This is a genomic window from Lentibacillus cibarius, assembly GCF_005887555.1.
In the GTDB taxonomy this organism is placed as follows: domain Bacteria; phylum Bacillota; class Bacilli; order Bacillales; family Amphibacillaceae; genus Lentibacillus; species Lentibacillus cibarius.
Genome location: NZ_VCIA01000001.1, coordinates 2,135,960 through 2,154,708, shown reverse-complemented (window position 1 = coordinate 2,154,708; position 18,749 = coordinate 2,135,960). Strand labels below are relative to the sequence as shown.

General features: G+C 43.6%; 20 protein-coding genes. 8 read left to right on the top strand and 12 right to left on the bottom strand.

What is annotated here, in order from left to right:
- Positions 1-233: 233 nt before the first annotated feature.
- Entirely contained in the window at positions 234-1,364 is a 1,131-nt protein-coding gene (locus FFL34_RS10420; RefSeq protein WP_138603389.1) for a CAP domain-containing protein, read from the top strand.
- Positions 1,365-1,493: 129 nt separating this feature from the next.
- Here FFL34_RS10420 and FFL34_RS10415 read toward each other — a convergent pair whose 3' ends face one another.
- The 4 genes from FFL34_RS10415 to FFL34_RS10400 are packed head-to-tail and all read right to left on the bottom strand — an operon-like array spanning position 1,494 to position 4,633.
- Positions 1,494-2,717: a hypothetical protein gene (locus FFL34_RS10415; protein ID WP_138603388.1), complete on the bottom strand. Its 1,224-nt coding sequence runs from the start codon at positions 2,715-2,717 to the stop codon at positions 1,494-1,496.
- Positions 2,718-2,731: 14 nt separating this feature from the next.
- Entirely contained in the window at positions 2,732-3,562 is an 831-nt protein-coding gene (locus tag FFL34_RS10410; protein WP_138603387.1) for a hypothetical protein, read from the bottom strand.
- Positions 3,559-4,248 carry an ABC transporter ATP-binding protein gene (locus FFL34_RS10405; RefSeq protein WP_138603386.1) on the bottom strand — a complete coding sequence of 230 codons (690 nt, stop codon included), beginning with the start codon at positions 4,246-4,248 and terminating at the stop codon, positions 3,559-3,561. The genes FFL34_RS10410 and FFL34_RS10405 overlap by 4 nt, the downstream gene beginning before the upstream one ends.
- The gene (locus FFL34_RS10400; RefSeq protein ID WP_138603385.1) at positions 4,241-4,633 is read right to left on the bottom strand and encodes a GntR family transcriptional regulator; all 393 of its coding nucleotides are present in this window, start codon (positions 4,631-4,633) and stop codon (positions 4,241-4,243) included. Before FFL34_RS10400 ends, FFL34_RS10405 begins: the two co-directional genes overlap by 8 nt.
- Positions 4,634-4,979: 346 nt before the next feature.
- On the opposite strand from FFL34_RS10400, the gene mnmH reads away from it, so the two are divergent.
- Positions 4,980-6,038 (top strand): tRNA 2-selenouridine(34) synthase MnmH, encoded by a 1,059-nt coding sequence (gene mnmH, locus FFL34_RS10395; protein ID WP_138603384.1) that lies wholly within the window; start codon positions 4,980-4,982, stop codon positions 6,036-6,038.
- 43 nt (positions 6,039-6,081) lie between these two features.
- Positions 6,082-6,474: a hypothetical protein gene (locus FFL34_RS10390; protein WP_138603383.1), complete on the top strand. Its 393-nt coding sequence runs from the start codon at positions 6,082-6,084 to the stop codon at positions 6,472-6,474.
- Positions 6,475-7,042: 568 nt separating this feature from the next.
- On the opposite strand, the gene FFL34_RS10385 is transcribed toward FFL34_RS10390, so the two are convergent.
- The 6 genes from FFL34_RS10385 to FFL34_RS10360 form a co-directional block, all read right to left on the bottom strand.
- Positions 7,043-7,735, bottom strand: a complete 693-nt coding sequence (locus FFL34_RS10385) for an LrgB family protein (RefSeq protein ID WP_138603382.1) — start codon at positions 7,733-7,735, stop codon at positions 7,043-7,045.
- Positions 7,699-8,109: a CidA/LrgA family protein gene (locus FFL34_RS10380; RefSeq protein ID WP_138603381.1), complete on the bottom strand. Its 411-nt coding sequence runs from the start codon at positions 8,107-8,109 to the stop codon at positions 7,699-7,701. Before FFL34_RS10380 ends, FFL34_RS10385 begins: the two co-directional genes overlap by 37 nt.
- 120 nt (positions 8,110-8,229) lie before the next feature.
- Positions 8,230-9,174, bottom strand: coding sequence for an MBL fold metallo-hydrolase (locus FFL34_RS10375; protein ID WP_138603380.1), 945 nt, complete (start codon positions 9,172-9,174; stop codon positions 8,230-8,232).
- On the bottom strand, positions 9,164-10,486 hold the full coding sequence (locus FFL34_RS10370) for an alpha/beta hydrolase (protein WP_234031474.1): 1,323 nt from the start codon (positions 10,484-10,486) through the stop codon (positions 9,164-9,166). The genes FFL34_RS10375 and FFL34_RS10370 overlap by 11 nt, the downstream gene beginning before the upstream one ends.
- A gap of 73 nt (positions 10,487-10,559) precedes the next feature.
- Positions 10,560-11,912 (bottom strand): tripartite tricarboxylate transporter permease, encoded by a 1,353-nt coding sequence (locus FFL34_RS10365; protein WP_138603379.1) that lies wholly within the window; start codon positions 11,910-11,912, stop codon positions 10,560-10,562.
- A gap of 4 nt (positions 11,913-11,916) precedes the next feature.
- Positions 11,917-12,150, bottom strand: coding sequence for a hypothetical protein (locus tag FFL34_RS10360; RefSeq protein WP_138603378.1), 234 nt, complete (start codon positions 12,148-12,150; stop codon positions 11,917-11,919).
- 175 nt (positions 12,151-12,325) lie between these two features.
- Between FFL34_RS10360 and FFL34_RS10355 the strand changes: the two genes are divergently transcribed.
- Positions 12,326-12,940 carry a spore coat protein gene (locus FFL34_RS10355; protein WP_138603377.1) on the top strand — a complete coding sequence of 205 codons (615 nt, stop codon included), beginning with the start codon at positions 12,326-12,328 and terminating at the stop codon, positions 12,938-12,940.
- A gap of 97 nt (positions 12,941-13,037) precedes the next feature.
- Here FFL34_RS10355 and FFL34_RS18260 read toward each other — a convergent pair whose 3' ends face one another.
- On the bottom strand, positions 13,038-13,211 hold the full coding sequence (locus FFL34_RS18260) for a hypothetical protein (protein ID WP_171046342.1): 174 nt from the start codon (positions 13,209-13,211) through the stop codon (positions 13,038-13,040).
- Positions 13,212-13,223: 12 nt separating this feature from the next.
- The gene (locus FFL34_RS10350) at positions 13,224-15,167 is read right to left on the bottom strand and encodes an aconitate hydratase (protein ID WP_138603376.1); all 1,944 of its coding nucleotides are present in this window, start codon (positions 15,165-15,167) and stop codon (positions 13,224-13,226) included.
- 242 nt (positions 15,168-15,409) lie between these two features.
- On the opposite strand from FFL34_RS10350, the gene FFL34_RS10345 reads away from it, so the two are divergent.
- The 4 genes from FFL34_RS10345 to FFL34_RS10330 all read left to right on the top strand — a co-directional run bounded on the left by FFL34_RS10345 (position 15,410) and on the right by FFL34_RS10330 (position 18,711).
- Positions 15,410-15,562, top strand: coding sequence for a YfhD family protein (locus FFL34_RS10345; RefSeq protein WP_138603375.1), 153 nt, complete (start codon positions 15,410-15,412; stop codon positions 15,560-15,562).
- A 119-nt stretch (positions 15,563-15,681) separates the two neighbouring features.
- Positions 15,682-16,131 (top strand): YueI family protein, encoded by a 450-nt coding sequence (locus FFL34_RS10340; RefSeq protein ID WP_138603374.1) that lies wholly within the window; start codon positions 15,682-15,684, stop codon positions 16,129-16,131.
- Positions 16,132-16,202: 71 nt separating this feature from the next.
- Complete coding sequence (locus tag FFL34_RS10335) at positions 16,203-16,454, top strand: DNA alkylation repair protein (protein WP_138603373.1); 252 nt, start codon at positions 16,203-16,205, stop codon at positions 16,452-16,454.
- 271 nt (positions 16,455-16,725) lie between these two features.
- Positions 16,726-18,711: an acetoacetate--CoA ligase gene (locus tag FFL34_RS10330; RefSeq protein WP_138603372.1), complete on the top strand. Its 1,986-nt coding sequence runs from the start codon at positions 16,726-16,728 to the stop codon at positions 18,709-18,711.
- Positions 18,712-18,749 lie beyond the last annotated feature (38 nt).

Here is an 18,749-nt window from a genome sequence, read left to right as displayed (position 1 = left end):
GGCTGTTCACGCAGCCTTTGGTTATTTTGTTGTTTACATTTACCCAATCATCGCGTTTGCTTGACTTATTCAAACCATCGATTCTAAAGAAAGTCAAAGAGCAAAACAAGAAAATGAAGGATATTTCCTTAACATGATGGAGAGAATTTCTTACGTAAAAACTAACATTTAGTAAACGCAGACGCATCTGCTATAATACAATGACAACTATCCCCGTGACAGGAGAAATGTCTATGCGGAAGATCGGAAACATCATAATTTTCATCCTTATCGTCGGAACACTGTGGCATTTTTATGGCAGTACGTTCACTCAATCGGGTGTTCAAGGTGTTTTCACGGAAATGCGCTCGGATTTTAACGAATTAAAAGAAAATCCGAAAGTCATCAACACCGTTAATTATATCAATGAAGAAGTCCAACATTTGCTAGATAAGTTAAACGAAATGACATCAGATCAGGATAAGCCTAATCAAACGGTTCCTGAACAGCCGCAACAAGATACGCCGTCTAAGGATTCTTCCGCTGCTTACGATATTCAACTTGGCAATAGCCGCTCGGACGTGGAGCAGCAAACAGGTTCCCCACAACGGTCGTCGTTGAATGAATATGGTGTCGATTGGGTTACTTATCATAAAAACTACCGAAATTTTATCATGGTCGCTTATAATAGTGAAAATAAGGTGGCCGGGTTATACACGAACCAAAATCTACTGCCATCTATAAAAGAAATCACCTATGAAACCTCCAAGGACACCGTACGTTCGGTGTTCGACAAGCCGCTGGATAGCATTCGCAAAGGCTTTGTCAATTACCGACTGCAAAATAAGCAAGGATACGATATGTTTCATGTGGATAATAAATATATAACGATCTTTTACGACAAACATGAAGGCAACACGGTAACAGCGGTGCAAATCATCAGTGATGAGCTTGAACGGCAAAAGCAAAGCTACTTCGGAAAGCCGAGTAAAGAACTGAAAAAGGGATTGGAATATCAATTATTCGACCTAACCAACGCCGCTAGAGTCAGCCGTGGTCTGAACCCACTTACCTGGCAGCAATCAGCAAGAAAAACAGCTCGCAGTCACAGTACCAATATGGCCGAAAAAAACTTCTTCGGCCACACTAACCCATCAGGCCAATCTCCTTTCGACCGCATGCGGGAAGATAATATTTCCTTCCGTACGGCCGGAGAAAACCTCGCAGCGGGTCAACCAAGCAGCATTTTTGCCCATGAAGGCTTGATGAACTCGATGGGACACCGGAAAAATATTTTAAAAACAAATTTTGAAAAACTCGTCATCGGTGTCGCTTTTAATGACGACGCCCAGCCGTTCTATACCGAAACGTTTTGGGCAGATTAGTGAAGCACGGGGGCTTCCTCTCTTGTTATTGGAAAACGAAAGCCTAGCGAGTGTTGACGTACTTGGTTAACCTTAATTGCTTACTTTCTGCATAAAAAGCCTGCTCCCTTTAAGGAAGCAGGCTTTTCGTCATTGAATTTGCATACCGGAAAAATACAATGATTCACCGTCATTAAGTGGCTTTTTCGTAATCATTTTCCCTTCGTACAATACATCACCGGATTGTGCATCGATTACGGTTAGCGTTGGAGCGTGTCCCTCAACCATTCCAGCCGGCATCGAAAGCATATATATTTTTCCATTTGCTATATTTACGGTCGGACGTGTTGCCTCCTGCTTAGCACTATTGGATTGTGATGGCAGTTTTGTCCGGCCTTCAACCGCTTCTGTTTTTAAATTGTATAATGTCACTTTGTTTTCGTCCCGCAAATAGAGGGTGGTGTCTTTATACATGACAGTTTCTTTACCTGACAGCGCCTTTGGAAGTGTCACGGCTTTCTTCTTTTCAGTTTTCAGGTTATAAATAACATATAGCTGTTTATTGTTACTAGCCCGCTTTTCCGCACTATTCGTCTGATTATTTGCATGTTCACGTACAATTGGTTCCTCCGTCTTTGCATATACGACATAGTTATGGGCGGCTTTTATATCCGAACTCGGTAATATCCTGATATGGACGCGTGTGTTTTCGTCCTGGTTAGCGGCTGCAATTTTTTCCTCTCCATTGATATCCTGTTCGGAGAGATTAAAACTGTAGACATATTTTGCATCTGCACCGTCCTTCGAATAATTTTGCGTTATCACCTTCAACTCTCCATCGATCAGTTGCACATCTTCCACGTAAACGCGTGTATACATTGCCCTATTTGGCACCGGTACTGTAAAGGATGTCGTTTCGTCAGTTTCTTTATCCAAAACGGCAATATCAAATGCCATGTTATTTCCAGTTTCATCTATAAACTGGTTAATTACTTTTGCATATGCAAAGGTATTATCTGTTTCAAGGTAAGATGCGATATTCCCGCTTTTGCCGCGCATGAAGCCGCGGTACTTATCCTGTAGCTGGTTGATATCCTGGCTGTAGAACCCTCCCCGGATGCGCTCAAAAAATGATTGTTCCCCACTATAGCTGGAATCTTCTGTGGTAACGCGGACACTTTCACCCATACCTTGTTGACTAGCATGATAATTACCAATTAATGTGACTGGCTTTAATTCGTCCTCATTTCCACTTATTTTTTCAAATACGACTTCTGGATAACTGCTTGCTGATAATGCTGATTGCATATAAAACGTTCCGACGGTCAGAACGACAACTGTGACGATTGCAATTAATCTCCAATACCGTTTCATTTCTATTTCTCCTTTCACACTGTTATTTTTCGATTCAATAGGAAATTACCGACCCAAATAGACATCACAGTCACGATTCCTCCCATGACAATCTCCAGTCCAAGTATCTCAAGCGTGTATAAATAATCACGACCAACGAGCAGCATGGATAGCACAGGCGCGATAAACAGTACGACTGAAATCGCAACATAGCCTATTCCCGCGATGATCCCCTTCCATTTAAAACTACGCTCGAACAGAATAGCTGTAAATGCAATCGTTAGCGCCATGAAGCCGGCACCGTAATACAAAACAAACTCGGTAAAAGTTTGTGGAACGAGTATAGATAAAGGGTTTCCATTGATTATCTGGCTAACGGTCATATCGGATCTAAAATCCGTTGGCACCAGCCACTTCAGCACACTGTTTTCCAGCGGCAAGATGATGAGCTGTACGGAAACCAGTCCAAGTACCATTAAAAATATGGCAATCAGTTTGGACATATAAACATTCAGCCGGGCTGTCGGCAGCATCAACAAACGATAAATAAATGTATTTTTCCCAAACCAGTCACGATACCAGATCATAAATACATAGAAAATTAAAGCTGCTGTACATATCGCAATCGGCCCCATAAACCATAAGCTGCGAGTCACTTCCATAAACCCCATTTGGCCATACCTCTCAATAAATTCCGCACGTGAAAGCATTTCCTCATAAATTGCTGTATTGGCTTTTGACATGTACTTATTTGCTTTCACGATGACACCGGCAACTTGTACAACGACAGTCATGGCCACGAGCACAAGATAGATCTTCATAAACCGCCCCAATTCAAAGTTTACTAGCTTCGCGAATCGATTCATTGCTGATACACCTCTCTCATCACATCAACGATTGACTTCCCTTCTGTTTCCCGCATATCTTCTGTATTAAATTCTTTTAAAACAATACCGTCGTCCAGCAGCACCGATTTATCAATCAGGTGCTCAATATCACTAATTTCATGCGTCGTTATAATCACACCACGATCTTCCACCAGATGGCTCGTGAATACGTCGGCGATTTGCTCGCGGCTGAATATATCAATTCCGGAAAATGGCTCATCCATCAGCAAATAATCCACATCCAGCGCCAGTCCAAGCAACAAATTGATTTTCGCTCGATTCCCTTTAGATAAGTTATTGATTTTCTCGTTTTCCTTCAATTTGAAAAAACCGAGTAATTCCGTTGCGCGTTCCTGATTCCAACTGTCGTAAAAATCGTCCATGAACTGCATCGCCTCACGAATCGTCATGCTCGGTAGCATCATAATGGCATCCGGAATGAACGTGATTTTTTCATAGCTGTGTTTGTTTATTTTCTCTCCGTCAATCAGGATTTGTCCGCCATTAAGGGGCGTCAGGTTCATCACCGCATTGAGTATCGTTGTTTTACCGACCCCGTTGATCCCGATAACGCAAGTAATTTCTCCTTTGTTGGCCGTGAAGGAAACACCCTTTAGTACGTGTTTACGGCCAAATTTTTTCTTCACGTCTTTCACTTCAATCATTGTCGTACCCCCTTGTATCCTTGTCTGTTTCAAATTTTTCCTTGACTCGATCCAGCACATCATCAGCTGATACATTAATGGAACGAATCGAGTGAACAAATGTATCTACTGCTTCGTCAATCAATTCCTCCCTGACTGCACGTAGCACCTTTTCATCTTTCGTAATTCTGCTCGGCAAGTTTCGCTCCGTATAAATCAAACCCGCTTCCTCCATTTCTTTATATGCGCGTTGTGCAGTATTCGGATTTATTTTCAGCCGGTTTGCCAGCTCCCGCCTTGAGGGAATCTCCTGCCCCGGCTCAAACACGCCGGTTGCAATCTGCTCCTTAAAATGGCGGATCACCTGCACATAGACCGGATCGCGTTTATTAAAATGTACATTCATACGCCCAGCTCCTATTTACATCGGATGTCTACCAGTGTATTAATCGCATAATACACTAAGATTAAAAAAATACCCCCAATTTCTTGGTGACACCTTTTACTGACCAATGTGTATTAAGTGATTAATACAACCTATGCTCTGTATTATATGATTAATACACTTAAGTGTCAACCGAAGAAAAATCGGCACCCTCTTATGAAATGCATTCAAACACAAATCTATCCTTTGTGTGCTAAAATGGGGTAGATATGAATTTGTATGATGCCGAGACAAGCATTATAGGCGAAGTGACCGATGGCAATAATGGACATATCAGGATCGAATAACTAAGGAGAGCGATTCATCTATGTTTCAAGATATTACGCTACAGGAGTTTTTTGAAAAACAACGCAAGGGCGAGCTCACCGCGATTGATGTCCGTTCGCCAAAGGAATTCCATGAAGGAACCATCCCAGGGAGTATTAATATACCAGTGTTTACAGATGACGAGCGGGCCGAAGTCGGTACCCTTTATAAGCAAGTAGGCAAACAAGCTGCAAAAAAGCGCGGACTGGAGATTATGTCTGCCAAACTGCCGGACTTCGTTAATAAATTTGAACAAATCGACACACCTAAAGTCGTATTTTGCTGGCGCGGCGGTATGCGTAGTAGGGCCGCTGCCACTTTTACTGACTTCATGGGCATTGACGTTAATAGGCTGCAGGGTGGCATCCGATCGTATCGGCGATGGGTTGTAAACGAATTGGAAAAAGCAGCATTCCCGCCGGATATTGTCGTCTTAAACGGAAATACCGGCACTGGCAAAACAAAAATCCTGCACCGCCTTTGGGAGAAAGGCTACCCGGTCATTGACCTCGAAGGAATGGCTGGTCATAGAGGGTCCATTTTCGGTCATATTGGCGTTGAGCCAGCGAATCAGAAAAAGTTTGATTCCCGCCTGGTTCACGCAATACATCAATACTGGGATGAACCGTTTGTATTAGTGGAAGGTGAAAGTAAACGTATCGGCAAAGTCAGTATCCCAAGCTTTCTTTATGAGAAAAAGGAACAAAGTGTGCAGCTGTTCATTGATTTGCCAATCGAACAGCGCATCCAAAACATTCTGGACGACTATCAACCATGGAATCATCCGGATGCATTTATGGAAGCATACAGTCACATACAAAAACGCATCCATACACCGGTTGCCAAACAAATTGAGGACGATTTGCGAAAAGGTCACTACAACGACGCTTTCCGGCAACTGCTTGACTATTACTATGATCCGCGCTATCAACATACAACGGAAAAATACACTGCTGATCAAATAAAGCAAATTAATGCAGCTAATTTGGATGAAGCAACTACCCGGATTGAACATGCAATCTCGGCAATGTATCCAAAAAAAGCAGCATCTTTCAAATAAAAGGAAATGACGATGTTTCTCATTACAAAGGGAGAGAATGAATTTGGAAAAGTACAGTAAAACATTGCTCAGGTTTTCAGCTGTTTTTGCATTAATTGGCGCCTTCCTCGGCTCCCATATGGCCGGAGCGGGCAGTCTGGCCTTTAAAACTATCCACGCCCATATTCTGGTTGTCGGCTGGCTGACTCTGTTTGCGTGGGCCGTTTACTACAAAATTTTTACTCCGGCAAAGACAATAGTGGCCACCCTACATGTCTGGTCTGCCATTATCGGAGCAATCGGACTTACAGTCGGTATGTGGCTCTACTATCTACGGCCATTTGACTTGGCTGATGGATTTGTGACCGTATTCTTTATTGTCGGCGGATCGATATTGCTCTTAAGTTTTGTATTTTTCGCCTTGCTGACCTTTATGCGAACGGAAGATGGTAAATAAGCTGTTTTTATTAATTGAAGCAGGAATCGGGTAGATAAACAAGGGACGCTACCTTACTAGTCCGGGTGAGCGGAGGGCGGTGACTCCTGCGGGAAAAGGTAGGCAGGCTAAGTTCGCGACGTCCTGTCGCAACGCCTGCACTAGCACGTCCTGTGCGTCGAAGACCCCGCAGGAAGTGGTTTTCTTCCGAGGAGGCTGAAGCCATGCCCGCGGAAAGCATCCGCCCGGAGCGATCCCAGACGGCGGGCGAAAAATCGTCGTAGAAAAGACTTCAATAACTGCGTCGCATTATATATCTTTTGTGTCGCTTAGCCGAAATTACAAAGATTTGTCTTGAGCATGCAAAACAGGGGAAAAAATGAAAATAATTGACAATCTGAGACTGTATTATGATCCATTTGAATGACTTAAAACAAGTATTCTTTGAAATTGGATAGATTAAAAAAACACCTGCCACTACACATGACAGGTATTGTTTATTGTCTTATAAGTTTTAATGCGTTTCAGCCTAATAATTGTGAACTTCAGCGGATTTTGTGACACTTAAGCGAATACAAACCTACGTGCATTAAGCATAGAACAACAACACAATCAACGGGCCGAAAACAGAACAGGCAATGGCGCTTAACGTCATGGCAACAGAGCTTACCGATGTCGTATATTCACCATATTCAACGGCTTTGGATGTTCCTATAGCATGCGATGCGCTGCCGAAAGCCATTCCTTTTGCCAATGAACTATCAAGTCTGAACCAATGAAGAATATAAGGTCCAACGACGACACCCGTAAACCCTGCTGTCATAACAAACAGGACAGCAAGTGATGGCAAGCCACCCAACCCATCAGCAATTTGCATCGCAACGGGGGTCGTTACCGATTTAGGCAGAAGAGAAAAAAGCAGCTCCTCTTTAAAACCAAGCGACTGCGCCAACAAAAGACCACTGGAAATGCCGGTAAGGGAGCCGACTACTACACCACCCAAAATCGGATACAGATTTTTAACCAAGAGATGCCGCTGTTTGTACAAGGGATAAGCAAGCGATACAATGGCCGGGCCGAGCAACGTATCAATCCATTGCCCGCCAATCATATAGGTATCATATGGTACCCCTAACAGCAAAAGCATAAGTACAATGGCAAACGTCGTTGTTAAAGCAGGAATAAGAATCGGTAAACGAAAACGATGGTATAAACGACTCATGAAGAGATACATGAGAACCGTTGCTATGATGAAGACGATTCCGATAATTGTTTCTTGCATTCCGCTTTCTCCTTTCGCTTCCCCCTAAACTTTGTCAATAATTGGCTCGTGTGGCCAGTAAAAATCATGACAAGCAGGGTACTGATGATGGTAACGACAAAAAGCCAAACGGTACGGCCGGCAAAAAGACCAAGATAATTCATTACACCTGCAGTGGCAGGAACAAATAACAGCGGTAAATAATTCAATAAAAAGACGGATCCCGTTTCAATCCACTGAATGGGCCATATCTTCAACAGTAAAGCGGCAAATAAAAGCAATAATCCAACAATACTACCCGGAATAGGCAAATGCAAAAGATTCTGTAGCAAATTACCAGCGATATAAAAAGCGTATAACAACGCAACCTGTAGCACAACAGTTATGATTTTCATCCGATATGGTCATTCCCCGATTCAAATACTACAGAGGAACACCGCCCTCCTTTACGTGATTATCGAACCATGGGGACAGGCCCTTGAACCGGCTATGTGTGGAGCCTTGACCTGTCATTCCTACTTCACTCTCTTAAAATAATCAATAATACCCAGTGCGCTTACCTGCATATCCAAATTAATCAATACGTAAACATCATGGTTATCAGGGACATCTAGCGGGTGCAATGTTTCTTTCACGCGTTCCAGCATGCTAGATGCCAGTGCATCATAGCCTTTTTCCTCTGACACAACTTTTTCACCAATCTCCACAAAAACATCCAGCCATTCGGAAACTTGAATAAGCGCTTCATTCACTTTTTCCGTCATGCCGAAATGGCCAAAATAAATCCTATCCAGATTCATATGGCGGATACGATTAATGGATGCATGCATCGCGCTTGGGTCAAAATGGTTCGGTGATGTTGACGGCAAGAAGAAATCAATCCCATCCCGGACTAGCTGCTGATAACGGATACCCACGGTGTCACCGGTAAACAGACCATTGCTGATCGGATCATAAATACTGAAATGATGACGCGCATGCCCCGGTGTATCCAGGAATTTCAATGTACAGTTATCTCCAACATTAAGTGTTTCACCGTCACCCTTAACAAGCAGCCGATCTTCAGGCACTGGCACAATTGGATCAAATAAATCACTGAAACTGTCACCATATACAGCCCTTGCCCCCGCAGCAAGCTTTTTCGGGTTCACTAAATGCCTCGCCCCTTTTGGATGTATCACAACGGTTGCATTAGGACAATCTTGCAATAAAAGTCCAGCCCCACCCGCATGATCGAGGTGGACATGGGTCACGATGATGTATTTCACTTGTTCCAGCGAAAAGCCAAGCTCACCCAAGCCTTTTTTGATATACTTCACTGATGGACTTGGCCCAGTTTCAACTAGCGTCAGTTCATCTTCATCAATCACATATGTACCAGTGCGCTCCGGTACACCCAAATCAAAAGCATCAATCAAATGAATACGTTCATCGAGCCGAATCGGCTGTTTATCCCCCATTTTTTTCTCCCCTTTCTGCCTCAAAGTCATTTTCTTTTAAAAAGCCGACGATTCCATCCACCAAACCATCCGCCAACGGAAGATCCGGATTACCGTATGTTTCTTTGTTTCCCTGTTCAGCAGCTGGTGCTTCTTTTAATACGTGGTTCATTTTTTCAAGGACTAACCTATCAGCATCAGGTTTTGCCTTACGAAGCAACTCTGCCTCACTAACCGGCACTTGTAAATCACGACCACCGTTGACCAGCAGGACCGACATATCCAAGGAAGCAATTTCTTCACTCGGATCATACGCCATCCATGATGCTAAGAAGTCTTGTACTGACGGCCGGAAAAGATTCTGCAGTTCCTGACTTATATTCTTCTGTACTTGATAATCTTGCTTCATTTTCCCAAGAATGTCTTTTGCTTCTTGCAGCAAACCATCAGGTAATTGGGATTGTAGTTGACTATAAAGCACTTGATCAATCGTACGGCCGGCGCCGCTAAGCGAAATGAATGTGTTTACATCTCCCTGCTGTGCTGCCAGCATGCCAACTAACGACCCCTGGCTATGTCCAATGATACCAATGTTTGCATACTTATCATCCTGTGCGAGCAGCTCCGTCCAAGCCACTGCGTCGTCCACAAGCTGATCAAACAGAAGCTCATTTTCTGGAATGGCGGCCTCTACGTTTTTTCCGACACCGCGTTTATCGTAGCGGACACTGGCGATTCCCTGTTCCGCCAACCTTTCTGCCAGCATTTTCAGGCTATTATTTTCTCCCTGAACACCACTGGAATTCCCATTACGGTCAGTTGGCCCTGAACCTGGAATGATAATCATAACTGGAAAAGGCCCCTGCCCATCAGGTTGTTCTACTTCGCCATAGAGTGTACCTTTATCCGTTTCCACATGGAGAAAATTACCATCATCTTCTTTAACAGGGCTGCCTTTCGTCAATTTAAATGAAAACGTCTGTCCACGCTGACTAAAGTTTCCTGCAATCGACTCATTGGCAAATGTACCGCTAAAGGAAAGCTGCTCCCCTTGGATCTCCATGAAGAATGACACTTGTTCTCCATCTACGGTAACAGAAGACAACGGGTAATCCTTAACACCTTGAGCTGGAATACTGATGGTCCCTGTCCATTCGTCATCTTTTTTCAAGTTTACAATAAATGCTAGCGACTGATTAGACACCTCGATTGATCCTGTCCATTTTCCGTTCATGGCAGCATCCTCCTTGGCATTTTCACGATGATCACTACAACCGGCAACAACCAACAACACGATTGTCATTAACAATAAAAAACATAGCCTTTTGTTCACAGCAATCCTCCTAAAACGTGGCCGTTGATCATACGATTCGGTTTCAAAAAATAGCCTAGTTTGTGCTGTCTTTCTAAAACAACAATGACACGAGCCACGGTGCAGCATAAAGCGTCATAAATTGCACACCATAATTGACACCTCTTCTATGAAGGAACCCTGCGACCAGGCCAATCAACAGTACACCGGCGATATTAAGTGCGCCTGCATCCATATACGCCAGCATAAGCACAAGACCAAAAAACAATCCAAGCATCGCTTCATGCGGAATATATTTAAATACAAATGCACAAATCGGCTGCGCGTACTTTATAGTGATGTAAAAGGTGATGATGATTGCAACAGCCGCCCCGATGACAGTAGCTATTACAAACTCATTCATGGACAGCAAGTGATGTAAATTATGCTCATACGTGAAGACCGGCGGCGCATTGAATAACGCATGACCTGGTCCCAGCGCTGTTGGGGAAAGCGGATAGCCGATTGCAATTAACGGAATTAATATGCCGGAAAGATACGCTGCATTTGTAAGCCCGTCCATGCTTGAGATTGCCCGTGAGGCTCGCTTCACCGGATCCTTAATTCGGCTCGTAATTGTTTCACCTAAAAATATCGTCATGCCGACAGGGCTCATGAAAAAAGTGACAACCCCGAAAACAGAACTGACAGCACTTGAGATCGCTTCGTTTCTATTCAATAGTTTAAATGGATTCGGAAAGCCTTTTTCAGCCTTGGTTTTTGCCATGCTGATTTCTTTTACACCGTAACGCGGCATGTTTCTTCGTACGTTCCCAATCAATAGTTCAAACAATTTTAAAATCACAGGGCCGATCGTAATCCCGAGGAAAAATGATGTGAAGACGGTCGTATCTTGGGGAACAACACCAATCTCCCAGTATAGATTACGCAGTCCCTGAATAATAAATGCGAAGGGCACAATTGATATTAAGGCAAACCAGCGATTTTTTGTCATCAGTGCCAGGAAAACAGCCCCGGCGAAAAATATTTGACTGGAATACTGCTCAATGACATCAGCAAGCGGTATTAAGGCTGTTGCCAAAATAAGGCTGAGCGGCACCGAAATAATCGTCCCAATTACTGAACCGGATGCCATTTTCCTTATGCTTATATCCGGTTTTCCGTGTTTTTTCAGTACCATGGCGTGTTCAACCATTGGTGCTGACATCACACCACCGGGAATTCCTGCAATGGCTACTGGAATAGAATCAGTCAGCTTTTTGGCGACAATGGCAGCAATAAAAAACGTCAAAATAATAATTGGTTCAAGTCCGGAAACGACCAGCAGTAATGTAACCGGAGCAAGAACGGCGGTTTCATCCGTGCCCGGGGCAATCCCGATAATGGTATACAGCGCCGCACCAAACACTGCCGCCATGGTCATTTGCATGATTAATCCAATATCCATATGTCTACTCCTCTTCTGTGTAATGGAATGTCCGTTTTGGTCTTATGATAATGGAACTGATGATAAACCCTGTTACAGCACCAACCAGCCCAAATATAAGCGGCTCTCGATCAGCAGGTGCAATCAGGTAACCACCAAGTGATGTCCCGCTGCAAATAACGAGACTTATGACCAGGTCCTTAATGCGGACAAGGTCTTCCCACACTTCAATGTTTTCTTTGTTATTTGATTGCGACACTTCAAGCAACTCCTTCTATATTATCCAACTGTTTTCATTCCTAAATTATACCTGTTCAACATTGTTTAATGAAGAACATCCTTGAAAAATTGGTAAAAAACAGTGCAAACGTTGCGCACATAATCAGCTAGCGTCTGCTCAAACTAATATCGAATACTTTTAGGAGGTAATGTTGATGCAAAACCAACAGCAACAAAATTTCACGAACACAGCCCAACTGCCACCACAGCAGCATTTTGGCGGTCATGATATCTTTGATGCACATGAAGCATTGTCATCACTTACAAGCGCAGTAGACCAGTGTGTCATTTTAGAACAGAACATCCAAGACCCAGAACTGCAAACAATGTCACAGAAACACCGAGCGTTCTGCGGCCAACTGTACAATACTATCCTTGATACGTTCCAGACCGGACAGGATCCCGCTGTGGACACGCAATCGTATAAGATGGATCAAAGTAATGATGTCGTTTATGGTAAGCAGCCTCCTGCACAGCCATCAACGCCGATGCAGTCTGCTAATGAATTAAACGATCAAACCATTTCCGGCTTCATGATGGATTCATTAAAATCAGCAGCTTCTTCGTTTACGATGGCATCACTCGAAATGACTAATCCAGTGTTGCGCCGTGTTTTGGCGGACAGTGTTCCGAACTTGATTGAAATGGCCTATGAAGTATTTCTTTATCAAAATAAACACCAATATTATCAAGTACCACAGCTACAGCAGCAGGACATGCAGGCATTTCAACAAAGCTATGCGCCAATTCAAGGTACGATGCCACATTAACGCGCAAAAGGAAGGAATCGGTTCATCCGATTCCTTTTTTATGTCTGGTGTTTTTCCGTATCCATATAAAAAACTGCCTGCAAAACAGGCAGTTTTTTCAATCCAGTATCCGGTTATTCTCATCAACCGACATGACCCGGGCGGAGCTGGAAATATCATCTACATCATACGTGCCATCTCCATGACATACGCTACACTGATATTGCCAGCCTTCATCATCCGAGAGCATTCCTGTTCCATCACAGGCTTTACACGTGTATGCTCGATCCACTGCGCAACCTCCTTATTGCCGGTCCTTAGCCCAGTTGATAATGCCTCCTTTGAGCATAATCTCAATCTGGCGTTCAGACAGGCTATGTTTCACTTGAATTTGTTCATTTTTATCTTTTACAGAAACGGAGAATTCATTCCCCTCTTGAATCTTTTTCCGTAAATCTTCCAATACAAGTACATCGCCTGAAGCAAGCTTTTCATAATCCTCTTCGTTAACAAATGTTAATGGAAGCACACCAAAGTTAACTAAATTTTGCCAGTGGATTCGAGCAAAGTCTTTCACCAATGCTACACGTAAACCGAGATATCTCGGGGCAAGTGCAGCATGTTCACGGCTTGAACCCTGTCCGTAGTTATATCCGGCGACAACTGCGTGCCCGCCTTTATCAACTGTTTCTTTTCCACGTTTATAATACGTATCATCAACAATTTCAAATGTGAACTTGCTAATCTCGGGCAAGTTACTCCGGTATGGAAGCACCCGTGCACCACCCGCGAGAATTTCATCAGTCGATATATTGTCACCCATTTTCAGCAATATTGGTAATTCCATACGATCCGCCATCTCATCCATTGCCGGGATCGATGCAATGTTTGGCCCTTTCTTAAGCTCAACATTCTTTGCTTCTTCATATGGTAATGGTCCGTCGAGCAAATCCATATTCGTCTCCGCATGTTTCGGTTCTTTTACTTTCGGATAATCGTCTCCAATTGTTCGTGGGTCAGTGATTTTTCCTGTTAGAACAGACGCTGCAGCTGTTTCTGGACTGCATAGGAAGACACTATCCTCTTTGGTCCCGGACCGTCCCGGGAAGTTTCTTGGCGTTGTACGGAGACTGTTCCTGCCCGTCGCCGGTGCCTGCCCCATGCCGATACATCCGTTACATCCTGCCTGATGCATCCGTGCACCGGACTGCAGCAGACTTGCAATATGACTTTCTTGAACAAGATCGGTCAGCATTTGCCTCGAGGTTGGGTTAATATCGAATGAAACGCCGTCTGCAATGCTTTTACCTTTAACAATTTCCGCGGCGATGGCAAAATCACGGAAGCCCGGGTTCGCCGATGATCCGACATAGGACTGGTAGATTGGCGTGCCAGCAAGTTCTCTGACTGGAACGACATTTCCGGGACTTGAGGGTTTTGCAATAAGTGGCTCGAGTTCAGATAGGTCTATTTCCTCTAAAATATCATACGTTGCATCTTTGTCAGCTGTCAGCTCGACCCAGTCGTCTTCACGGTCCTGTGCTTTTAAGAAACGCTTCACTTCTTTATCAGAAGGGAATACAGTACCAGTTGCACCTAATTCGGCTCCCATATTGGCAATAACGTGACGGTCCATAGCACTTAATTCCTCAACGCCGGGACCAAAATACTCAATAACCTTGCCAACGCCTCCTTTGACATCGTGCCTACGGAGGAGTTCTAGAATAACATCTTTAGCACTGACCCAGTCTGGCAACTTCCCAGTAAGTTTAATCCCCCACACTTCTGGCATTTTTACATAAAACGGTTCCCCGGCAATTGCCATGGCCACATCAATACCACCCGCACCCATAGCGAGCATTCCCATACATCCATTGGCACACGTATGGCTATCAGATCCGAGAAGTGTTTTTCCCGGTTTAGCCAGCCGCTGCATATGTACGGGATGGCTCACACCATTACCTGGTCTTGAATAATGCAATCCAAAACGATGGGCTGCGCTTTCAAGGAACAAGTGATCATCAGGGTTCTTGTTATCCTCCTGAATCAGATTGTGGTCAACATATTGCGCGGACGCTTCCGTTTTGGCTTGATCAAGATTCATTGCTTCAAGCTCCAGCATCACAAGCGTGCCGGTAGCATCCTGGGTAAGTGTTTGATCAATTTTAAGACCGATTTCTTCCCCCGGATTCATATTTCCTTCAACAAGGTGATCCTTAATCAACTTTTGGGTAATATTCAAAGCCACCTGCATACCTCCTAATAATTTTCATCATTGATTCCCTGTACTGTCATAGTATATGATGAATTAAATACAATTATTTGCAGCTAAAAGTAATCTTTCTATACTCATATACCACTAAAAGGACATAAAAAAACATCTTAATTACGGAAATGAATTGACTAATATTTCTTCAAGTATTCGCTCATCATTTGTCCCACTCCGGTCATACTAAACATGAAGTCACTTTTGATTTGAGGTGATTACTGATGGGAAGAGATGAACACAAAACAAACCGCAGAGGAAGAGCACGCCTGGCACAGACCCCTGAATATGCCAAAACGGACAGTAAAGAAGTGGAATTTGCAGAAGAGTTCGCTGCCCACAAGTCATATAAACGGGCAAATAAGCGAAAAAAATAAGCGAAAGTGCCCTGGCAGCCCCAGGGCACTTTTCAATGCAGGAATTGAATTTTGCAGACCACTTTTTCATGACTTACAATAGAAATATCATTATTTATGAAGGATGTGGAGGAGGGCCCATGACGAAGAAGAATGTAGATGATTATCTGACCGATGGAATTTACGGTACACGGCAAACAAAGAAAGCAGAGCGAAAAAAATTTCTTGGTACCATCAGAGAAAGGGTCGTTATCGCACTAACAAAAGGTCAGGTCATGTCCGATAAAGGGCTTTCGGAACTCAACGAAGCAATGCAAGCAAATAAGGGTGCCAAACTATTATTGAATGGTCATATTGGATATAAGTTCTTAAAAGAAGAAAAGGCACTCGCTAATAAATATAATATTGAATACTCGGTCATTACAAACGAGAACGCTGATACCAACATTGGTGCAGTACTTACATATGACTTTGCGATTGATAAGGAAAATATTTTCATCGAGGAAAGTCAGGAATCGGAAAAGGATACCGACAAAAAAACGACATCGAAAGAATCTTTCCTTGCAAAAGTCAAAAAGTGGTTTTCTTGACGATCCCTACCCTAAATTTAACACATGATATTGATCAATTTCCGGCATAATAAGGGTTGGAGGTGTCTAACATGACGCAACAATACCTTTGCCCAAACTGTAAAACGAATCGATCACGGTTCAACATTATTGAACAGGTTGTCAATCCGGTAAAATTAGATCCGCAAACTGGAGAGGTTATTAATAATTATTCAAATGAACAGCCTGAGGTTTTCCATCAAAAATATAATGGTCCATCATACCGAGTACAGTGCGGATCCTGCGGGTTGATTGAAGATGAACATACATTTGTAAAATTTGCCGAGTATGATCGAAATAATTAACGTCATCCACTACACTGGTTGTCATCTGAAATTGAATCCTACTATTTATTTCCCCGCCCATGTTCGGGGAAATTTTTTTGATGATTTATCTTCCAACGACCACGCTTATTTCCTTAGATCTAATATCCCCCCTAACGTCATAAGAATCTATTAAACTCCCATTCAAATTTTTTCATCCAGTCAAAAGAAACGAACGGTCCACCTTTACACATGGAAAACGGTTTCATATAATAGTCATAATGGAAGACCTAAAGGGGAGGGGAATGGAAACTTGAGTAAAATAAGAGAAGGAACACTGCTGTGGGAGCCAAGTGAAGAGCGAAAGCAGCAATCCAATGTTTATCATTTTATGAATTGGCTTCAAACACATAAAAACAAACACTTTACTGATTACCATGCACTTTGGCAATGGTCTGTTGAGGAACTGGAAGATTTCTGGGCTTCCATTTGGGAGTACTTTAACATCCAGGCCAAACAGCCATACAAAACTGTGTTATCGTCACACGACATGCCAGGAGCCAAGTGGTTCCCTGAAGCGACAATTAATTATGCGGAACATATTTTCAGAAATCGAAATGACGATGAACCAGCCATTATCCATGCCTCAGAGCTGCGCGGAACAGAAGAGACAACCTGGGATAAACTCTACCAGGATACATCCGCCTTGCAGCAAACGATGAAAAACCTTGGCGTTACCAAGGGCGATCGTGTTGCTGCCTATGTCGCCAATACCTATGAATCGATTGTAGCATTCCTGGCAACCGCCAGCCTTGGTGCCATCTGGTCCAGTGCATCACCCGAATTCGGAACGCAAAGCGTCATTGACCGTTTCAAACAAATCGAACCAAAAGTGATGGTTACCGTTGACGGCTATCGCTATGGTGGAAAAGACTTCGATCGTACTTCTGTCGTGGAAAACATCCAGGCGGAATTGTCAGGGTTGGAATCAACCATCGTTATCCCCTATTTGAACAGCGATCCGGATACCGGCCAGTTAAAAAATGTCACCTTATGGGCTGATGCCACCAGCAAACCTGGGACATTAACGTACGAGTATGTTCATTTTAACGATCCGCTCTGGATACTATTTTCATCGGGAACAACCGGTAAACCGAAGCCAATTGTCCAAAGCCAAGGCGGTATTTTACTAGAACACTTAAAGGCATTGACATTCCATGCAGATTTGGGAAAAGGCGACCGCTTCTTTTGGTTCACAACAACCGGCTGGATGATGTGGAACTTCCTTGTCGGTGCACTCCTAACCGGAAGTACGATTATTTTATACGACGGGAATCCAGGCTACCCGGATAAAAAAATGCTATGGAAATTTGCCGAGGATACGAAAATGACCGTTTTTGGTACCAGCGCCAGTTTTATTACCGGCTGTATGAAAGAGGGATTGGAACCAGGCAAGGCGTTTGATTTACGTCATCTTAAAAGCATCAGCTCGACCGGTTCACCACTGCCGCCCGAGGGATTCCAATGGTGCTATGACCATGTAAAGAATGACCTTTGGATTGCTTCGGTAAGCGGTGGAACCGACGTTTGCACAGCATTTATCCTTGGGGTGCCAATTTTGCCGGTCTATGCTGGTGAACTGCAATGTCGCGGCCTGGGAGCTAAAATTGAAAGCTTTGATGATAACGCCAATCCACAAATCGAGGAAGTCGGCGAACTTGTCCTGACCGAACCATTCCCATCCATGCCAATTTACTTCTGGAATGACCCTGACGGCAGTCGCCTGCACGACAGCTATTTCGACGTATTCCCGGGTATTTGGCGACACGGAGATTATTTAAAAATCACTAATCGGCAAACGTGTGTGATCTACGGACGATCAGATGCTACCATCAATCGCGGTGGCATTCGAATCGGCACAAGCGAAATCTATCGTGCCGTTGACCATGTCAGTGAAGTAAGTGACAGTCTGATTGTCGATGTTCCTAAAGATGACGGCGATTCATATACTCCGTTGTTTGTGTTGATGAAAGATGGCGAAGAACTGACTGAAGACGTAAAGAGAACAATCAAAAAGCAAATCCGTACACAATGCTCACCACGACACGTGCCAAGTGGTATTTACCAGGCTCCTGATTTGCCGAAAACCTTGAACGGCAAAAAACTGGAGATACCGATTAAAAAGATACTGATGGGCAAACCAGTTGATGCGGTTGTAAATAAAGGGTCGTTAAGCAATGAAGCGTCGTTGGATTATTTTGTTCAATTTGCAAAAGAACAATCTAAAACAAACGCTTAAGTGAGAAGTTATCATATTGCAGTAGTTAAGTTAAATCA

Coding starts and splice junctions, on each gene's coding strand:
- FFL34_RS10400 (WP_138603385.1), bottom strand. CDS start 4,633: ATGAATGTACATTTTAATAAACGCGATCCGGTCTATGTGCAGGTGATC.
- FFL34_RS10345 (WP_138603375.1), top strand. CDS start 15,410: ATGGGAAGAGATGAACACAAAACAAACCGCAGAGGAAGAGCACGCCTG.
- FFL34_RS10380 (WP_138603381.1), bottom strand. CDS start 8,109: ATGAAAATCATAACTGTTGTGCTACAGGTTGCGTTGTTATACGCTTTT.
- FFL34_RS10335 (WP_138603373.1), top strand. CDS start 16,203: ATGACGCAACAATACCTTTGCCCAAACTGTAAAACGAATCGATCACGG.
- FFL34_RS10420 (WP_138603389.1), top strand. CDS start 234: ATGCGGAAGATCGGAAACATCATAATTTTCATCCTTATCGTCGGAACA.
- FFL34_RS10340 (WP_138603374.1), top strand. CDS start 15,682: ATGACGAAGAAGAATGTAGATGATTATCTGACCGATGGAATTTACGGT.
- FFL34_RS10415 (WP_138603388.1), bottom strand. CDS start 2,717: ATGAAACGGTATTGGAGATTAATTGCAATCGTCACAGTTGTCGTTCTG.
- FFL34_RS10385 (WP_138603382.1), bottom strand. CDS start 7,735: ATGCAAGAAACAATTATCGGAATCGTCTTCATCATAGCAACGGTTCTC.
- FFL34_RS10405 (WP_138603386.1), bottom strand. CDS start 4,248: ATGATTGAAGTGAAAGACGTGAAGAAAAAATTTGGCCGTAAACACGTA.
- FFL34_RS10410 (WP_138603387.1), bottom strand. CDS start 3,562: ATGAATCGATTCGCGAAGCTAGTAAACTTTGAATTGGGGCGGTTTATG.
- FFL34_RS10365 (WP_138603379.1), bottom strand. CDS start 11,912: ATGGATATTGGATTAATCATGCAAATGACCATGGCGGCAGTGTTTGGT.
- mnmH (WP_138603384.1), top strand. CDS start 4,980: ATGTTTCAAGATATTACGCTACAGGAGTTTTTTGAAAAACAACGCAAG.
- FFL34_RS10355 (WP_138603377.1), top strand. CDS start 12,326: ATGCAAAACCAACAGCAACAAAATTTCACGAACACAGCCCAACTGCCA.
- FFL34_RS10375 (WP_138603380.1), bottom strand. CDS start 9,174: ATGGGGGATAAACAGCCGATTCGGCTCGATGAACGTATTCATTTGATT.